This window comes from Actinophytocola sp. (genome assembly GCF_045807065.1).
Classification (GTDB): Bacteria; Actinomycetota; Actinomycetes; order Mycobacteriales; family Pseudonocardiaceae; genus Actinophytocola.
In genome coordinates this window covers 1-14073 of the sequence record NZ_JBJMIE010000463.1, presented here as the reverse complement: position 1 = coordinate 14073, position 14073 = coordinate 1, and the positions used below count along the sequence as shown (strand labels likewise).

Annotated in this window: 11 protein-coding genes; 6 read left to right on the top strand and 5 right to left on the bottom strand. The window is 71.4% G+C overall.

What is annotated here, in order from left to right; all coding sequences use genetic code 11:
* Window positions 1-125 precede the first annotated feature (125 nt).
* Together ACJ73U_RS27260 and ACJ73U_RS27255 are read left to right on the top strand one after the other, a co-directional pair.
* Window positions 126-1256, top strand: a complete 1131-nt coding sequence (locus ACJ73U_RS27260) for an NADase-type glycan-binding domain-containing protein (RefSeq protein ID WP_407780571.1) — start codon at window positions 126-128, stop codon at window positions 1254-1256.
* A gap of 16 nt (window positions 1257-1272) precedes the next feature.
* Complete coding sequence (locus ACJ73U_RS27255; RefSeq protein ID WP_407780570.1) at window positions 1273-1935, top strand: alpha/beta fold hydrolase; 663 nt, start codon at window positions 1273-1275, stop codon at window positions 1933-1935.
* Window positions 1936-2038: 103 nt separating this feature from the next.
* On the opposite strand, the gene ACJ73U_RS27250 is transcribed toward ACJ73U_RS27255, so the two are convergent.
* Window positions 2039-4843, bottom strand: a complete 2805-nt coding sequence (locus ACJ73U_RS27250) for a choice-of-anchor D domain-containing protein (protein ID WP_407780569.1) — start codon at window positions 4841-4843, stop codon at window positions 2039-2041.
* Between the two features lie 180 nt (window positions 4844-5023).
* Here ACJ73U_RS27250 and ACJ73U_RS27245 point away from each other — a divergent pair, with 180 nt between their 5' ends.
* Window positions 5024-6367, top strand: coding sequence for a hypothetical protein (locus ACJ73U_RS27245; protein WP_407780568.1), 1344 nt, complete (start codon window positions 5024-5026; stop codon window positions 6365-6367).
* 223 nt (window positions 6368-6590) lie between these two features.
* Window positions 6591-7223, top strand: a complete 633-nt coding sequence (locus tag ACJ73U_RS27240; RefSeq protein ID WP_407780567.1) for a response regulator transcription factor — start codon at window positions 6591-6593, stop codon at window positions 7221-7223.
* A 275-nt stretch (window positions 7224-7498) separates the two neighbouring features.
* Here ACJ73U_RS27240 and ACJ73U_RS27235 read toward each other — a convergent pair whose 3' ends face one another.
* The 4 genes from ACJ73U_RS27235 to ACJ73U_RS27220 all read right to left on the bottom strand — a co-directional run bounded on the left by ACJ73U_RS27235 (window position 7499) and on the right by ACJ73U_RS27220 (window position 12656).
* The gene (locus tag ACJ73U_RS27235) at window positions 7499-8155 is read right to left on the bottom strand and encodes a response regulator (RefSeq protein WP_407780566.1); all 657 of its coding nucleotides are present in this window, start codon (window positions 8153-8155) and stop codon (window positions 7499-7501) included.
* Window positions 8155-10425, bottom strand: coding sequence for a histidine kinase (locus tag ACJ73U_RS27230; RefSeq protein ID WP_407780565.1), 2271 nt, complete (start codon window positions 10423-10425; stop codon window positions 8155-8157). The genes ACJ73U_RS27235 and ACJ73U_RS27230 overlap by 1 nt, the downstream gene beginning before the upstream one ends.
* 160 nt (window positions 10426-10585) lie before the next feature.
* Window positions 10586-11881, bottom strand: a complete 1296-nt coding sequence (locus ACJ73U_RS27225; protein WP_407780564.1) for a hypothetical protein — start codon at window positions 11879-11881, stop codon at window positions 10586-10588.
* Window positions 11882-12041: 160 nt separating this feature from the next.
* Window positions 12042-12656: a TetR/AcrR family transcriptional regulator gene (locus tag ACJ73U_RS27220; protein WP_407780563.1), complete on the bottom strand. Its 615-nt coding sequence runs from the start codon at window positions 12654-12656 to the stop codon at window positions 12042-12044.
* Between the two features lie 85 nt (window positions 12657-12741).
* On the opposite strand from ACJ73U_RS27220, the gene ACJ73U_RS27215 reads away from it, so the two are divergent.
* Together ACJ73U_RS27215 and ACJ73U_RS27210 are read left to right on the top strand one after the other, a co-directional pair.
* Complete coding sequence (locus ACJ73U_RS27215; protein ID WP_407780562.1) at window positions 12742-13905, top strand: acyl-CoA dehydrogenase family protein; 1164 nt, start codon at window positions 12742-12744, stop codon at window positions 13903-13905.
* A gap of 13 nt (window positions 13906-13918) precedes the next feature.
* Window positions 13919-14073 (top strand): CoA transferase (locus ACJ73U_RS27210; RefSeq protein ID WP_407780572.1); only part of this gene is annotated, 155 nt, incomplete at its 3' end.

Below are 14073 nucleotides of genomic sequence, written 5' to 3'. Positions count from 1 at the left end.
GGCGCCACCGACCTCGGCAATGGATGCAGGGGTGGGCGTCCGCTTGCGAGTCCGCAACTCGTCCCCGGCCCCTTGGCGGTCCCGCCCTCCCGCCGCCGACCGCTCCCGGAGGCATCGCCAACCCCGTGGTGCTCCCCGTCACCGGCATGGCCCCCGCCGGCACCGGCACGCAGGACTCCGCCGTCATGGGCCTGGTCGCCTCGGACAGCCCGGCGCCACCGAGACGCCCGGCACCTCCGAGCGGGAGCGGCGGCCCGGCACTGCCACCGTCCAGGCCGCCGGCACCGCCCACGCTTCCGCCGCCTCCCGGTGCCGCGGGGCCGCCGACGTCCAGGCCCACCGCCACCGCGGCCGAGGCGAAGGAACTCGTCGCGCCGGTCAGCGGGACGGCCACCGCACAGCCCGCGGCCCTCATCCCCCAGGAGGCGCAGCAGAAGCGGCCGCAGGTCCGGCGCCAACCACCGACCCGGAAGCTGCAACCCGGGGACCTGGTCTGCGGCGAGTGCGGTGAGGGCAACAGCGTCACCCGCAAGTTCTGCAGCCGCTGCGGCACCTCGCTCGCCGAGGCCGAGGTCGTCAGGACGCCCTGGTGGCGCAAGCTCCTCCCGGGGCGCGGCGCCAAGGTCCGCAAGTCCGGCGAACGCTCGAAGCGGCGCGGCCGGGCCGGCAAGACCAAGCTGGGCGTGTTCGTCAGCACGACGATCAGGACCGTCCGCCGGTTCGTGGCGCTCGCGTTGGTGGTCGCCGGTGTGGCCTACGGGTTGTTCGCGCCGTTCCGCGGGTGGGCCAACCAGCGCGTGGCCGAGGTGAAGGGCACGGTCGAGCGGATGTTCTTCCCGCAGTACGCGCCCGTGTCGGCCGGCGAGGCGCCCGTCGCGTCGGTGGCGTTGCCCGACCACCCGGCCGACCTGGCGCTCGACGGCAAGTCGAACACCTTCTGGGCGGCGCCGGTGGGCGGTGCGGAGCCGAACATGGTGGTGAAGTTCGACCGGAAGGTGGACCTCGCCAAGATCATCGTGCACAACGGCGACGGCGGGGCGTTCAAGGACACCTACCGCGCGGAGAAGCTGCACCTCGTGTTCAACAACGGCAAGACGACCGACGTCAGCCTCCAGGACAAGCCCGACCCGCAGACCCTGGAGATCGACAGCGGCGAGGGGATCAACAGCGTGGAGATCCACGTCGTGTCCACCTTCAAGTCGGTCACCGGCACGAGTCTGGCTGTCAGCGAGATCGAGTTCTTCGAGGAGCTGTAGGCGTTAGGTTGGCCGGGTGAGCACACTCGGCCGACTCACCACCGGCGGTCCGGCAGACGGGCCGCCGGTGGTGCTGCTGCACGCCCTGGGCAGCTCGATGCACACCTGGGCGGCCTTCACGAAAGCCCTCCCCAGACACACCATCGCGCTGGACCTGCCGGGGCACGGCACGTCCCCGCGCACCGGTGACTACACGTTCACCGCCATGGCGGACGCCGTCCTCGCGTGCCTCGACGGCTACGAGGAGGTGGACCTCGTCGGGCACTCCCTCGGCGGCGCCGTGGCCATGCACGTGGCGATGCGCGCGCCGGAGCGGGTGCGGCGCATGGTGGTCGAGGACATCGCCCCGCCACCGCACGAGCCGGTGACGGACTACGGGATCCCGGCCGAACCCCCGGAGCCCGTCGACTTCGACTGGGCGTTGGCCGGCGCGATCAAGACCCTCATCCGCACGCCGGACCCGTCGTGGTGGGCCGCCCTCGGCACGATCACCGCCGACACCCTGTGGCTGGCCGGCGGTCCGCCGAGCCACATCGACCAGGGCCGCCTTCGCGACGCGGCCGCCCGCATGCCGTCGGCGACGGTCGTCGAGATCCCGGTCGGCCACCGCATCCACAGCGAGGCGCCCGAGGAGTTCGCGGCCGCGGTCGTCCCGTTCCTCACCCGAGCAGCGCCGTGAGGTCGACGGGGCGAAGCGGAAAGCCCTCCCCTTGCGGGGAGGACCCGGAACCCGCCAGCCGGGTGCGGCACCGGCCACCGACCGGCACCGCACCCGGCGCGGATCAGCCGCGGACCACGAAGTCCGACGCGGTGACCGTCGGGGTCACGATCAGCAGTGGGCGCTGTGCCTCGACGGTGGTGCCGTCGATGGTCGCGGTCACCAGGCGGTTGCCGACCGGCGACTTGGGCAGGACCAGCAGGCCGGCGCTGAAGTTGCCCGCCGCGTCGGGCACCGCGTGTGTCGTCTCGATCGAGTCGGCCATCGTGATCGTCACCGGGTTGTCCGGGGCGAAGCCCGTGCCGCCCACCGTCACCACGAAGCCCGGTTGGGTCACGCCGGGGGACAGCAGGACCGCCGGCGTGCTTCCCTTGCCCGCCAGGCCGATCAGGTGCGCGTTCCCGCCCGGTCCGCCGTCGACGAACCGCAGCACGGCCGGCCGGTCACCCGGCCCCGACGGCGAGAGCTTCACCGTCACCTGGCAGGTTCCCTTGGGCGCCACCGGTTTCCCGGTGCACGTGTCGGCCGCGATCGTGTAGTCGCCCGGCGCGGCCGCCGACACGACCTCCACGGTCTTGATGGTCAGCGGCGATCCGCCGACGTTCGTCACCGTCACCGTCTGGGTCGGACCGTCCGAGAGCAACAGGCGGTCGCCGAAGTTCAGCGGGTCCGGACCGGCCGCGAACCGCGCGTCCTCCGGCGGCACCTCCTGCTTGGCGCCGGTGCCCTGCAACGGAACCGTGAACCGCCGGCCGTCCCGCAGCGTCAGCCGCAGCGTGCCCGTGCGGTCCTCGGCCTTCTTCGGCGCGAACGTCACCGATACCTCGCAGCTCCCGGTCTGCTGCAGGACCACGGCCTCACCACCGCAGGTCTGCGCGCCGACCGAGAACTCGTCCGAGCCCTCCACCGCGATCTCGTTGACCACCAGCGGTCCCGTGCCCACGTGGAAGAACCGCACGACCTTGTCGAACGTGTCGCCCAGCGTCACCTTGCCGAAGCTCAGCGGGGACGGGTCGGCCCGCAGCGCGGGCTGGAACGTCCGCACGAACACGTCGGTGTTGCGGTTGCGGTCCTCCTGGTCCGCCAGCAGGTTCGTCGCCCGCGAGTCGAACCCGACGGTGGACCCGTTGTGCGACAGGGTGGGGCCGGTCCCGCGGAAGGGCGGCGAGTCGCCGTTGCCGGCGCACGTGCCGTCGGTGGGGACGGTCTCGGCGCAGTCGGTGCCGGTACCCGCGGACACGAGCGTGCCCGGCAGCCGCGGGACCTCCTGCCGCACCCGTTCCCGGTCGACCACGAGGTCGCGCACCACCACCTGGCAGACGGTCCGGCGGTTGGCCGCGTCGGAGGTCGGCGGCAGACCGGACAGGTCGACCATCGGCGCCGAGCGGAGGTCGGAGTGGTCGACGACGCAGTCGCTCCCGACCTCCTCGGTGACGTCGACGCCGTCGTGGGTGTGGAGGTTGTCGGTGCCGAAGGCGACGAACCGGCCGTCCCCGGACAGCGCGGGGCGGATGCCGTTGACGACCTCGTTGTCGTTGTCTCGTGAGGCGATGATCGAGTCGACCGGGTTGCCGTCGTCGTCGATCCGGACGACGTAGACGATCGGCTGGTTCGCCACCGAGTACCAGCAGTCGCCTTCGGAGCAGTGGTCCTGGTACGCCTCGGCCACGAACGTGACCTCACCGCCGTTGCCGGAGACCGCCGGCGAGGCGAGGTGTACCGACTCGTCCTCGGACAGGTACGTGACGTGCTCCGCGCTGGTGTCCACGTCCCAGTCGACCCGCAGCACCGTCCCGGTGTCCATGTCCTTGCGGATGATCGCGTGGAACGGGATGTGGTCCGGGAACTCGACGGGGCCCTCGGTGCGGACGTAGTCCGCCTGCAGCACGACGTAGCGGCCGTCTGCGGACACGTCCGGCGAGTACTGGGCGGTGGGCTGCGCCGCGCCGAGCGGGGTGTCGACGTTCTGGACGAGGCCGGGCGCGGCGGACGCGGCGAGCGAGGTGCCGCCGATCACGCCGCCGGCCGGTGGCCGCAGCACCGAGGTGCGCACGACGTCGCGGTACTGGCCGCTCGGCTCGGCCTGGGTGTCCTCCCACACGATCCGGCTCGCGTCGTCCGCCAGCTTCGGGAAGGACGGGAAGTCGACGCGGTAGGAACCGCCGTCGCCCTGCACCACCTGCGGCTGGTTCACCCGGAAGTACCGCAGGTCCAGGCCGCCGCCCTCGCGCGGCTCGTCGAAGGTCCCGTCGCCGTCGGGGTCCCGGTCGCAGATGATGATGTCCTGGTCGGTGTCGGCGTCCTCCGGGACGATGTTGTCCGCGTCGGTCACGAAGGCCACGTAGCGCCCGTCGGCGGAGACCGTCGGCTGGCTGCTGTCACCCGTCGCGGCCGTCTCCCCGTACTCCAGGCTCGGCTGGGCGCGGCGGCCGTTCAACGACAGCATCGGGTCGCCGCCGAGCTTCACGATGCAGCACGGCGGCGTGGTGGTTGTCGTCGTCGTGGTGGTCGTCGTCGGTGGCGGCACCGGACGGGTGAACTGACCACGGCTGATCAGCACCGTCCTGCCGTCACGCAGGTCGCGGACGTAGACGTTCTGGTTGTCGCCGGTCTTGATGTCGTCGAGCTGGGAATAGCTCGTGAACACCACCGCCGTGCCGTCCGCGGACAGCTCCGAGTTCGCGCCCCCGCGCGGGGACTCCGCGTTGCTGCCGTTCGCGACCGACGCGCGTACGGTGGAGCCGGGCGCCGCCGCGGCGTGTGCGGTCGTGGTCTGGCCGGCCAGCACCACGGCGGCGGAAACACCGGCGAGGGTCGCGGCGACGGCCACCGCGATGGCACGCTTGCTGCTCAGTAAGGACTTGGGCACGACGGACCTCCAGGCGTGGTTCACCGCGCCTGACCGTATGGGGCCCGGACGGCCGGCGACCCGGGCGCGTGGGTGGCATAGTGGACGCCCAGGCGCGCCCGATCGGGCAGCCCGCCCCGCCCTGCCACGCTCCCTCGCGCAAGCTGTCCCCGGCGCGGTTGTTGGGGACAGTGCACTGCCATGGGAGCTACCACGTCGCTGGCGAGCAGGCAGCTGTCCGTGACCCCGGGCCAGTCGATCGAGGCAGAGGTCCTGGTACGGAACAACGGCACGCTTGTCGACCAGTTCACTTTGGACATAGTCGGCGATTCTCGGGAATGGACCGAGGTCGAGCCGCGCGTCATGAACCTGATGCCGGCACAGGACGGCCGTGCCGTCGTGCGGTTCACACCGCCGAGGAACTCGTCGGTACCGGCCGGTCAGGTGCCGTTCGGCGTGCGGGTGCTCTCGCGCGAGGACCCGCCGAACTCGTCGGTCGCCGAGGGGGTCGTGGACGTCGAGCCGTTCATGGACCTCCAGCTCGAGCTGTCGCCGAAGACCTCGAAGTGCCGCACCAAGGCGGTGCACGAGGTCATCGTCGACAACTCCGGCAACTACCCGATCCCGGTCGAGGTCATCACCAACGACCCCGAGGAGCAGCTGAAGCTGTCGCTCGACCACAGCTCGCTGGTCGTGCAGCCGGGCACGTCGGCGTTCCTGAAGCTGCGGGCCAAGCCGCACGACCGGTTCCTGCGCGGCCAGGACAAGCGGCTGCCGTTCGGCGTGACCGCGACGGCACCCGACCAGCCGCCGATCAACGCCGATGGCACGGTCGTGCAGCAGCAGCTGCTGCCGAAGTGGCTGCTGCCGGTGGCCGTCGCCGCGCTCGCGGCCGCGGTGGCGCTGACCGTGCTGTGGTTCACGCTGGTCAAGCCGACCGTGCAGACGTCGGCGCGGGAGGCGGCCAAGGAGCAGGCCAAGACGGAGAACGCCGCGATGATGGCGCAGGCGCAGCAGGCGCAGGACAAGGCCGCCAAGGCCGAGGACAAGGCCGCGGCCGCGGCGAAGAAGGTCGACGACATGGCCGCGGGCGGCGGTGGCGGTGGCGGTACGGGTGCCGGTGCCGGCCACGCCAACGAGGGCCCGAACGGCGTGGACATCACGTCCGGTCAGGCGGTCGACTTCCGCATCACCACCGACGCCGAGGCGCAGCCGGACCCGGACCAGTTCGACAAGTTCAAGACCCCGGACGGCGCGGTCCCGGCGGACAAGACGCTGGTGATCACCGACATCATCCTGCAGAACCCGCGCGGCGACGCCGGCATGCTCCAGATCAAGCGCGGCGACGAGGTGCTGTACGAGACGGGCCTGCAGAACTTCCGGGACCTGGACTACCACTTCCTGGAGCCGCTGACGTTCGCCCCGGACAAGGCGCTCACCGTCGAGGTCAGCTGCCAACTGCCGGGCGCACCCGAGCCGGCGACGGGGAAGTGCCACCCGTCGGTGTCGTTCTCAGGCCGACTGTCCGGCGGGGCCGCGCAGTAGATATTCGTGTCCGTCCTGATGTATCTGTGTTTGTTCTGGGCCCTCGGCTACGGCCGGGGGCCCTTCTCCGTGAGCGGGTGCGCACGGAAGGTGGTACACACGGGCAAACCCAGGACACCGGTCCCATGTGCCTGGGACGCACGTTCGGGCAATCTTTCTCCTGCGCGGGCTTCGACGTGCTGGGCGTCGAGTCGGGGGCGTGCTAGGGAGAGCGAAGAAACTGATGCTGGAGCAAAGCCGTATCCCGGTCATCGTGCGGGCGACCGACCCCATCCTGCAGAGCGGCGTCCAGATGGCGCTGCGGACGCGGCAGGAGGTGTGGCTGGTCGACGAGGACGCGGCGCCCCCGGAGGCCGTCGCCCTGGTGGTGACCGACCGTTTCGACGAGCGAGGCGCCCAACTGCTGCGAACACTGCAGGTGCGGGGGTTCACGCGGGTCGTGCTGATCGCGGGGGAGCTGGAGGACACGGAGATCCTGACCGCCGTCGAGGGGGGCGTCTGCGCGGTGGCACGCCGCGCCGACACGACACCGGATGTGCTGGTGCGCCTGGTGAAGGCCGCCGCGGCGGGCGAGGGGGCCCTGCCGCCGGACCTGCTGGGCCGCCTGCTCAACCGCGTGTCCCGCCTGCAGCGGCACGTCCTGGAGCCTCGGGGCCTGCACCTGGCGGGCATCACGAACCGGGAGACCGAGGTCCTGCGCCTCGTCGCGTCCGGACTGTCCACGAAGGAGATCGCCGACAAGCTGTGCTACTCCCAGCGGACGGTGAAGAGCATCCTCCACGACGTGACCAACAGGTTCCAACTCCGCAACCGCTCCCACGCGGTGGCCTACGCCCTCCGCGAAGGCCTGATCTAACCGCGTGTCCAACGCCACGGACCCGCGAGTCCAACCGAACTGACCCCTGAGTTCAACCGAACCGACCCCTGAGTCCAACGAAGCCGCCGACCGCCCGGTCGGCGGCTTCGTTGAACTCGCGGGTCCGTAGCGTTGGACTCGCGGGTCTGGTGCGTTGGACACGCGGGTCTGGTGTGTGGGACTCGCGGGTCTGGTGCGTTGGACACGGGGGTCCGCTGCGTTGGACTCGCGGGTCCGCTGCGTTGGACTCGCGGGTTCGGGGTGTTGGACTCGCGTTACTGGGGGCCTTCGCCCAGACCGGCTTTGCGGGCGCGGACTATCGCCTGGGCGCGGTCGGCGACGTGGAGCTTGGTGAAGATGCTCGACACGTGGTTGCGGACCGTCTTGGGGGACAGGGACAGCTTGCGGGCGATGGTCGGGTTGCTCTCGCCGTCCGCGATCAGCGCGAGGACCTCCCGCTCCCGGGACGTCAGCTCCGGGAAGATCGGGTCCGTCGCCACCGGGCCGGCGTTGAAGAAACCCAGGACCCGCGTCGCGATGTCCGGTCCGAAGATCGCCTCACCGCGGCCCACCGCGTGCACCGCGCGGACGATCTCCTCCTGCCCGGCGCCCTTCAGCAGGTACCCGCGCGCGCCGGCCCGCATGGCCGCGAACACCGACTCCGTGTCGTTGAACATCGTCAGCACCATGATCCCGACACCCGGCCGCTCGCTCACGATCTGGCGCGTCGCCTCGATGCCGTCGATGTCCGGCAGGTGCAGGTCCATCACGACGACGTCCGGCTCGAACGTCCGGGCGGCCGACACCGCGCCCTGGCCGTTCGCCGCCTCGCCCACGACGTCCAGCGATGGCTCGTTGGCCAGCACGGTGGACAGCCCGAACCGGAACAGTGGATGGTCGTCCACCACGAGGACACGCAGCCGAGGCTCCATCAGCCGCCCTCCTTAGGCAATGGAAGCGTAGCGAACACCCGCGTCCCGCCGTCGTGATCGGCTTCCACCAGGCATTCGCCGCCCAGTTCCGTCGCGCGCTCGCGCATGGACGACAACCCGACGCCGCCGTTGGTCACCGCCGGCAGCCCGATCCCGTCGTCCACCACCTCGATGTGCAGGTCGTCGTCGATCCAGAGCCGCACCGCGCAGGAGTTGGCCTCGGCGTGCCGCGTGACGTTGGTGAGCGCCTCGCAGATGATCCGGTACGCGGCCACGTCCACCGGCGCCGGCAGCTTCGGCATGCTGGAGGGCACCTCCAGCACGATCGTGACGCCGCCGTCCGCCGTGTCGCCGCCGGCCGTGCGGCTCGCGAGCGCACCGGCGTACTCGCGGATCGCCGGGATGAGCCCGATCCTGTCGAGCACCGGTGGCCTGAGCCCGTGCGCCAGCCGCCGGATCTCGACGATCGCCGCCTGCAGCTCGTCACGCAACCGGCCGAGCAGCTCACCCGTCGGCGTGGTGTCACCGACGGTCCGGCGGCTGACGTCCAGGCCCAGCGCGACCGCGGCCAGCGTCGGTCCCACGCCGTCGTGCAGCTCGTGCAGGATCCGCCGCCGCTCCATCTCCCGCGCCTGGACGAGCCGGTCGCGGCTGCGGCGCAGGTCGCGGGTCAGGCGCGCGGTGTACACGGCCGCACCCGCGTGCCTGGCGACCTCGGCGAGCGCGATCCGGTCCGGTCTGGTCAGCTCGCGCTGCGCGGACCGCCGGCCGACGACCAGGTTGCCGACCCGCTCACCGTGGTAGGTCAGCGGCATCCGGTACAGCTCGCCAGTGGGCGTGCCGACGCTGGCCGCGGTCTCGCTGCGCCCGCGTGCCTGGATCTCGATCGCCATGTGCGGCAGGCGAAGCGCGGCCGCGACCGTCTCGACGATCTCGGACAGCATCGACGCCACGGCCGGCGTGTCCTCCAGGCGGGACGCGAGCGAGGACACGACTCGGTACGGGTCGTCCCGGTCGCCGTACAGCCGCCGGTTGATCAGCGACTGGAGCCGCGCGCGGACCGGCTGCGACAGCACCGCGATGCCGGCGGCGATGACCGCCTGCAGCCACACGTTGGTGATCGGGCCGAAGAGCGCCGACCACGCGCTCACCACCGCGACGTACAGGCCGACCGCACCGATCGTGAGCGCCCCGTAGACGACCGTCCGACTGACCGCGACCTCGATGTTGAGCGCCCGGTGCCGCAGCACGGCCGCTGACATCGCGACCGGCACGGTCATGAACCCCAGCGCCTGCATCTCGTACGGCACAAGGGGTTTGCCGGTCGTGAGCACCGGCACCACCCACATCACGAAGTACGCGCCGGTGCTGCCGAGCACCGCCACCAGCTGCCACAGGATGGACTGGGCGGTGGGCTCGCCGCGTTCGCGCAGGAACTTGCGGACCAGCAGGGTGGCGATGAGCGGCGGGTAGACGAACAACGCCGGCAGGACGGGCACGATCAGGACGAAGAGCCGCTCCAGCGGGGTGGGGAGGACCTGGTACGTGACGAGCCAGAGCAGCCCGTAGAGGACGAACGGCCCCAGGTAGCCCGCGATGATCTGCCAGCGCTGCCGGCGGGTGAGCGTGGTGGCGGGGAAGGCGATCGCGAAGTGCGTGACCGCGCCCCACAGCAGCGCGAACGCGACCTGCCCGGTGTAGTGGCGCCAGAACTGGTTGCCGGCCACGAGATCGATGGCCGTGAGCGGGAAGAACCCGGCCCCGACGATCGTGACGACGCCGATGGCCGAGGTCAGCAGGGTGGCGTGGGCGGAGGGGTCCCGCGGCCGCGCCCAGAAGACGGTGATGCTGGTCGTGACGAGCAACGCGCCGACGAGCAGCATGGGCCACCAGTCGGCGACGGTCCCGAGCAGGGGGAAGTGGTGGAGGGTGACCCGCACGTCCCGCCGGTCCCCGTCCCGCAGGATCGTGTACGTGAGCGTCTCGCCCGCGGAGACCGGTGGGCCGCCCGGCAGCGTCGCGACCCGCTCGGCCAGCTCCTGCCCCTCGATGGCGAGCACCTCGTCACCGAGCCGCAGTGCGGTGCCCGGCTCGACCGCCGAGACGATGACGTGCCCGATGGAGACAGCACTGTTCGCGGGACTGACCGTGGCGCCGTCCGTGGGCGAGGCGACCCTCGACCAGACGCACCAGCCGGCGACCCCGAAGAGAGCGAAGGTGAGCAGTAGGAGCGAGGCGGGTACTCGCCGCACGCCCGCCGGGCCGAACACGGTTGGATCATCCCGCACTCCCGCCGCGCGGGACAGGGTATTTCGGCACCGGTGCCCGATGGTGCTTCCCGTCCGATCGCTGGTCAGTGCCCCGAACGCCACAGAGGGGCCCTCGTGACGGCAAGCGTCTCGAAGGGCCCCTCTGAAAGCGCCGGGTGGCTTAGTCCTGTTTGGTCTCGGGCGGCGGGGGAGCGGCCGGGAGGTCAGCGAGCTTCGCCGGCTTCTCGGCCGAATCCTCACCCGTGGCCGGGGAAGCCGCCGGTTCCGGCGCGGTGTCCACTTGGGTGGCCGGTTCCGCTGTCGGGTCGGCGGGGGTCTCCGCTGTGGCGGGTTCGGTTGTCGCGGTGGCGGGTTCCGTTGTCGGAACGGCCTGTGCCGCCTCCGGCGCCGGTGCCGCCGGCAGCTCGGATGCGTTCGCGGGCGCGGCCTCCGGCGAGGAAGCCGACGCCGGTGCCGCCGGCACGGCCGGCGTCGGCGCGTCCGGGGGCGCCGCCACCGCCGCGTCCGCCGCGTCCGCAGCGACCGCAGAGTCCGAACCAGCGACCGCAGAGTCCGAACCAGCGACCGCAGAGTCCGAACCAGCGACCCCCGAGTCCGAACCAGTGGCCGTCGCGTTGCTGACCCTCTGCGTCGTCGCCGACGAGTCGTCCGCCGCCTCCGCCCACTCGTCCGCCGAGGACTGCGCGCCCAGGTCCACATCCGTCGGACGCTCCGCCGCGGCCGCCCCGGTCGCCGGTGTCGCGCCGGGAGCGCCCGGCGCGGCCGGTGTCATCGGCATGCCCGGCACCTGCTGGTACCCGTACGGCGCCGGGAAGCCCATCCGCGGCGTGCTCGGCTCCAGCCGCGACTCCCGCGGCCGCTGACCGACGTGCGCCAGCACCACCGCCACCACCCCGATCGCCAGCGCGCACAGCGGGAGCACCAACCCCAGACCCGGCGTGAACCGCAGTGACTCACCGGGCTCCAGCTCCCGGTCGTTGTACGCCGACGCCTCCTCCAGCACCAGCAGCGACTGCAGCACCACCACGCCCGCCAGCACACCCACGCCGGCGGTGATCAGCGACCGCCCGCCGGTCGTCGGGCCGGGCGCCCTCGTCCGGGATGCCACGAACGCGAACGCCGCGCCCAGCACCAGCAGCGTCGCGACCAGCACGAGTGACAGCCCGAACAGCTTGCCGCCCTCGTCGAACGGGGCGACGCGGGCGACACCGTTGACGCCCCACCAGCTGAGGTCGCTGTTCACCTCGGTGCCCGAGAAGTCGCCGTCCGCGAAACTGTCGTGGAACGTGGTGATCGGGGCGAACGAGCCGCCGATGGCGAGGCCGGCGGTCACCAGGGCGAGGGTCCCGGCGATCAGGCTGGTGAGACCGCCGCGGGACGGCTTCGGCGGGGCGGCGACACCCATTAGGGGTGGCAGCGGTCGATAGGGCTGGTAGCTGGGTGCGGGCTGAGTCACACGCGCATCTTGCCAGTGCGCAGAGGTCACCCGAACGGACACCTCTCGTGTCATCACGGGAACTGAGCGTCAAATGGTTGCTTCAGCAAACGTCACGTTGGGCGTATGCGGCCCTCTTCTTAGTTAGCGCGGTGAGCGGCCCGAGCGAGGGCCGGGCCGCTCACCGCCTACCGAACTGCGAAGCGACCAGAGTCTTCCACTCGTCGAGCAGTGCCGCCCGCCGCCGCTCCTCGCCGCCGATCATGGCGTCCAGCGCCAGGCCGCGGACCAGGTTCACGGTCAGCAGCACCAGCGTCTTCAACCGGTCGTCGTCCACCTCGGTGTCCATGAGCGACCGGTAGAACTCCAGGGTCGCGTGCCCGAGCGCGCGGTCGACCGGCAGCAGCGTCCGCCTCAGCTCGGGGTCCGTGCGGGCCGCGACCCACAGCTCGACCGCCGCCGTCGACAGCGTGCCCGAGTACGCCCGCCACAGCAGGTCGATGCCCGCCTCGATCCGCTCCGGCCCCTCGGGCAGCTCGGCCGTCGCCGTCAGGATCTCCTCCGCCAGCCGCTTGAACAGGTGCTCGAGCGCGCTCGTCATCAGCTCGGCCTTGGTCGTGAAGTGGTGCTGCTGCGCACCCCGCGACAGCCCGGCGCGCTGACAGATCTCCTGCACGGTCGTGCGTGCGTACCCCAGCTCCACCAGGCACTCGATCGTGGCGTCGAGCAGCAGCTCGCGGGTGCGCTCGCTGCGTTCGGCCTGTGTGCGGTGCTTCCTCTCGGTGGGGCTGGCCAAGCCGACCTCCATTGCCTTACGTGCAGGACTGCAGGTACGTTCGGGTCAGACTTTACATGCCGTCTGGATTGTTTTTGGAGTCCTCATGCCGCTCACCCAGCGTTCTCCGTGGCTCGACGCGGATCTCGACTCCTTCCGCGAGCTGGCGCACTCCTTCTGCCAGAAGGAGCTGGCGCCGAACTACGAGCGCTGGTCGGCGGCCAAGCAGGTGGACCGCGAGCTGTGGCGCAAGGCGGGGCAGGTCGGCCTGCTGTGCCTGTCCATCCCGGAGGAGTACGGCGGCGGTGGCGGCACGTTCGCGCACGAGGCGGTCCTGCTGGAGGAGCAGGCGCGGGCCGGCGACGAGGCGTGGGGCCACGTCGTGCACTCGGGCATCGTCGCGCACTACCTCAACAGCTGCGGCACCGAGGAGCAGAAGCGCAGGTGGCTGCCCGGGCTCGCGTCCGGCGAGCTGGTCGGCGCGATCGCCATGACCGAGCCCGGCACCGGCTCGGACCTGCAGAACGTGAAGACGAAGGCCATCCGCGGTACTGACGACGCGGGCGACCACTACGTGCTCAACGGGGCGAAGACGTTCATCACCAACGGCCACCAGGCCGAGCTGGTCATCGTCGTGGCCAAGACCGACCCGGGCGAGGCCGCGAAGGGCGTGTCCCTGCTCGTGGTGGAGACCGAGGGGGCGGAGGGGTTCCGGCGCGGCCGCGTGCTGGACAAGATCGGCATGCACGGGCAGGACACGTCCGAGCTGTTCTTCGACGACGTGCGGGTGCCCGCCGAGAACCTCCTCGGCGGCGTCGAGGGGCAGGGGTTCGTCCAGCTCATGCGGCAGCTGCCGCAGGAACGCCTGCTCATCGCCGTGTCCGCGGTCGCGGGCATGGAGGTCGCGATCGAGCAGACCATCCGGTACACCAAGGAGCGCACGGCGTTCGGCCGGGAGATCTTCAAGTTCCAGAACACGCGCTTCAAGCTCGCCGAGTGCGTCACCGAGCTCGCGGTCGCCAAGGCCTTCCTCGACCAGTGCGTCGAGCGGCACCTGAAGGGCGACCTGGACGTCGCCGGCGCGGCGATGGTCAAGTGGTGGACCACGGACCGGCTGTCCAAGGTCGCGGACGAATGCCTGCAGCTGTTCGGCGGCTACGGCTACATGAACGAGTACCCGATCGCCCGGGCCTGGACCGCGGCGCGCGTGCAGCGGATCTTCGGCGGCACCAACGAGATCATGAAGGAAATCATCTCCCGCACACTGTAATAAGGAGTGACCCTTGGGACCGCTCGCTGGGCTGAAGGTCGTCGAGCTGGTCGGGTTGGCGCCCGCGCCGTTCGCCGCCACCGTCCTCGCCGACCTGGGCGCCGAGGTGGTGCGGGTCGACCGCGTCAGGCCGGGCCCCGACGTGCCGGTGTTCCCGCGTGACCCGCT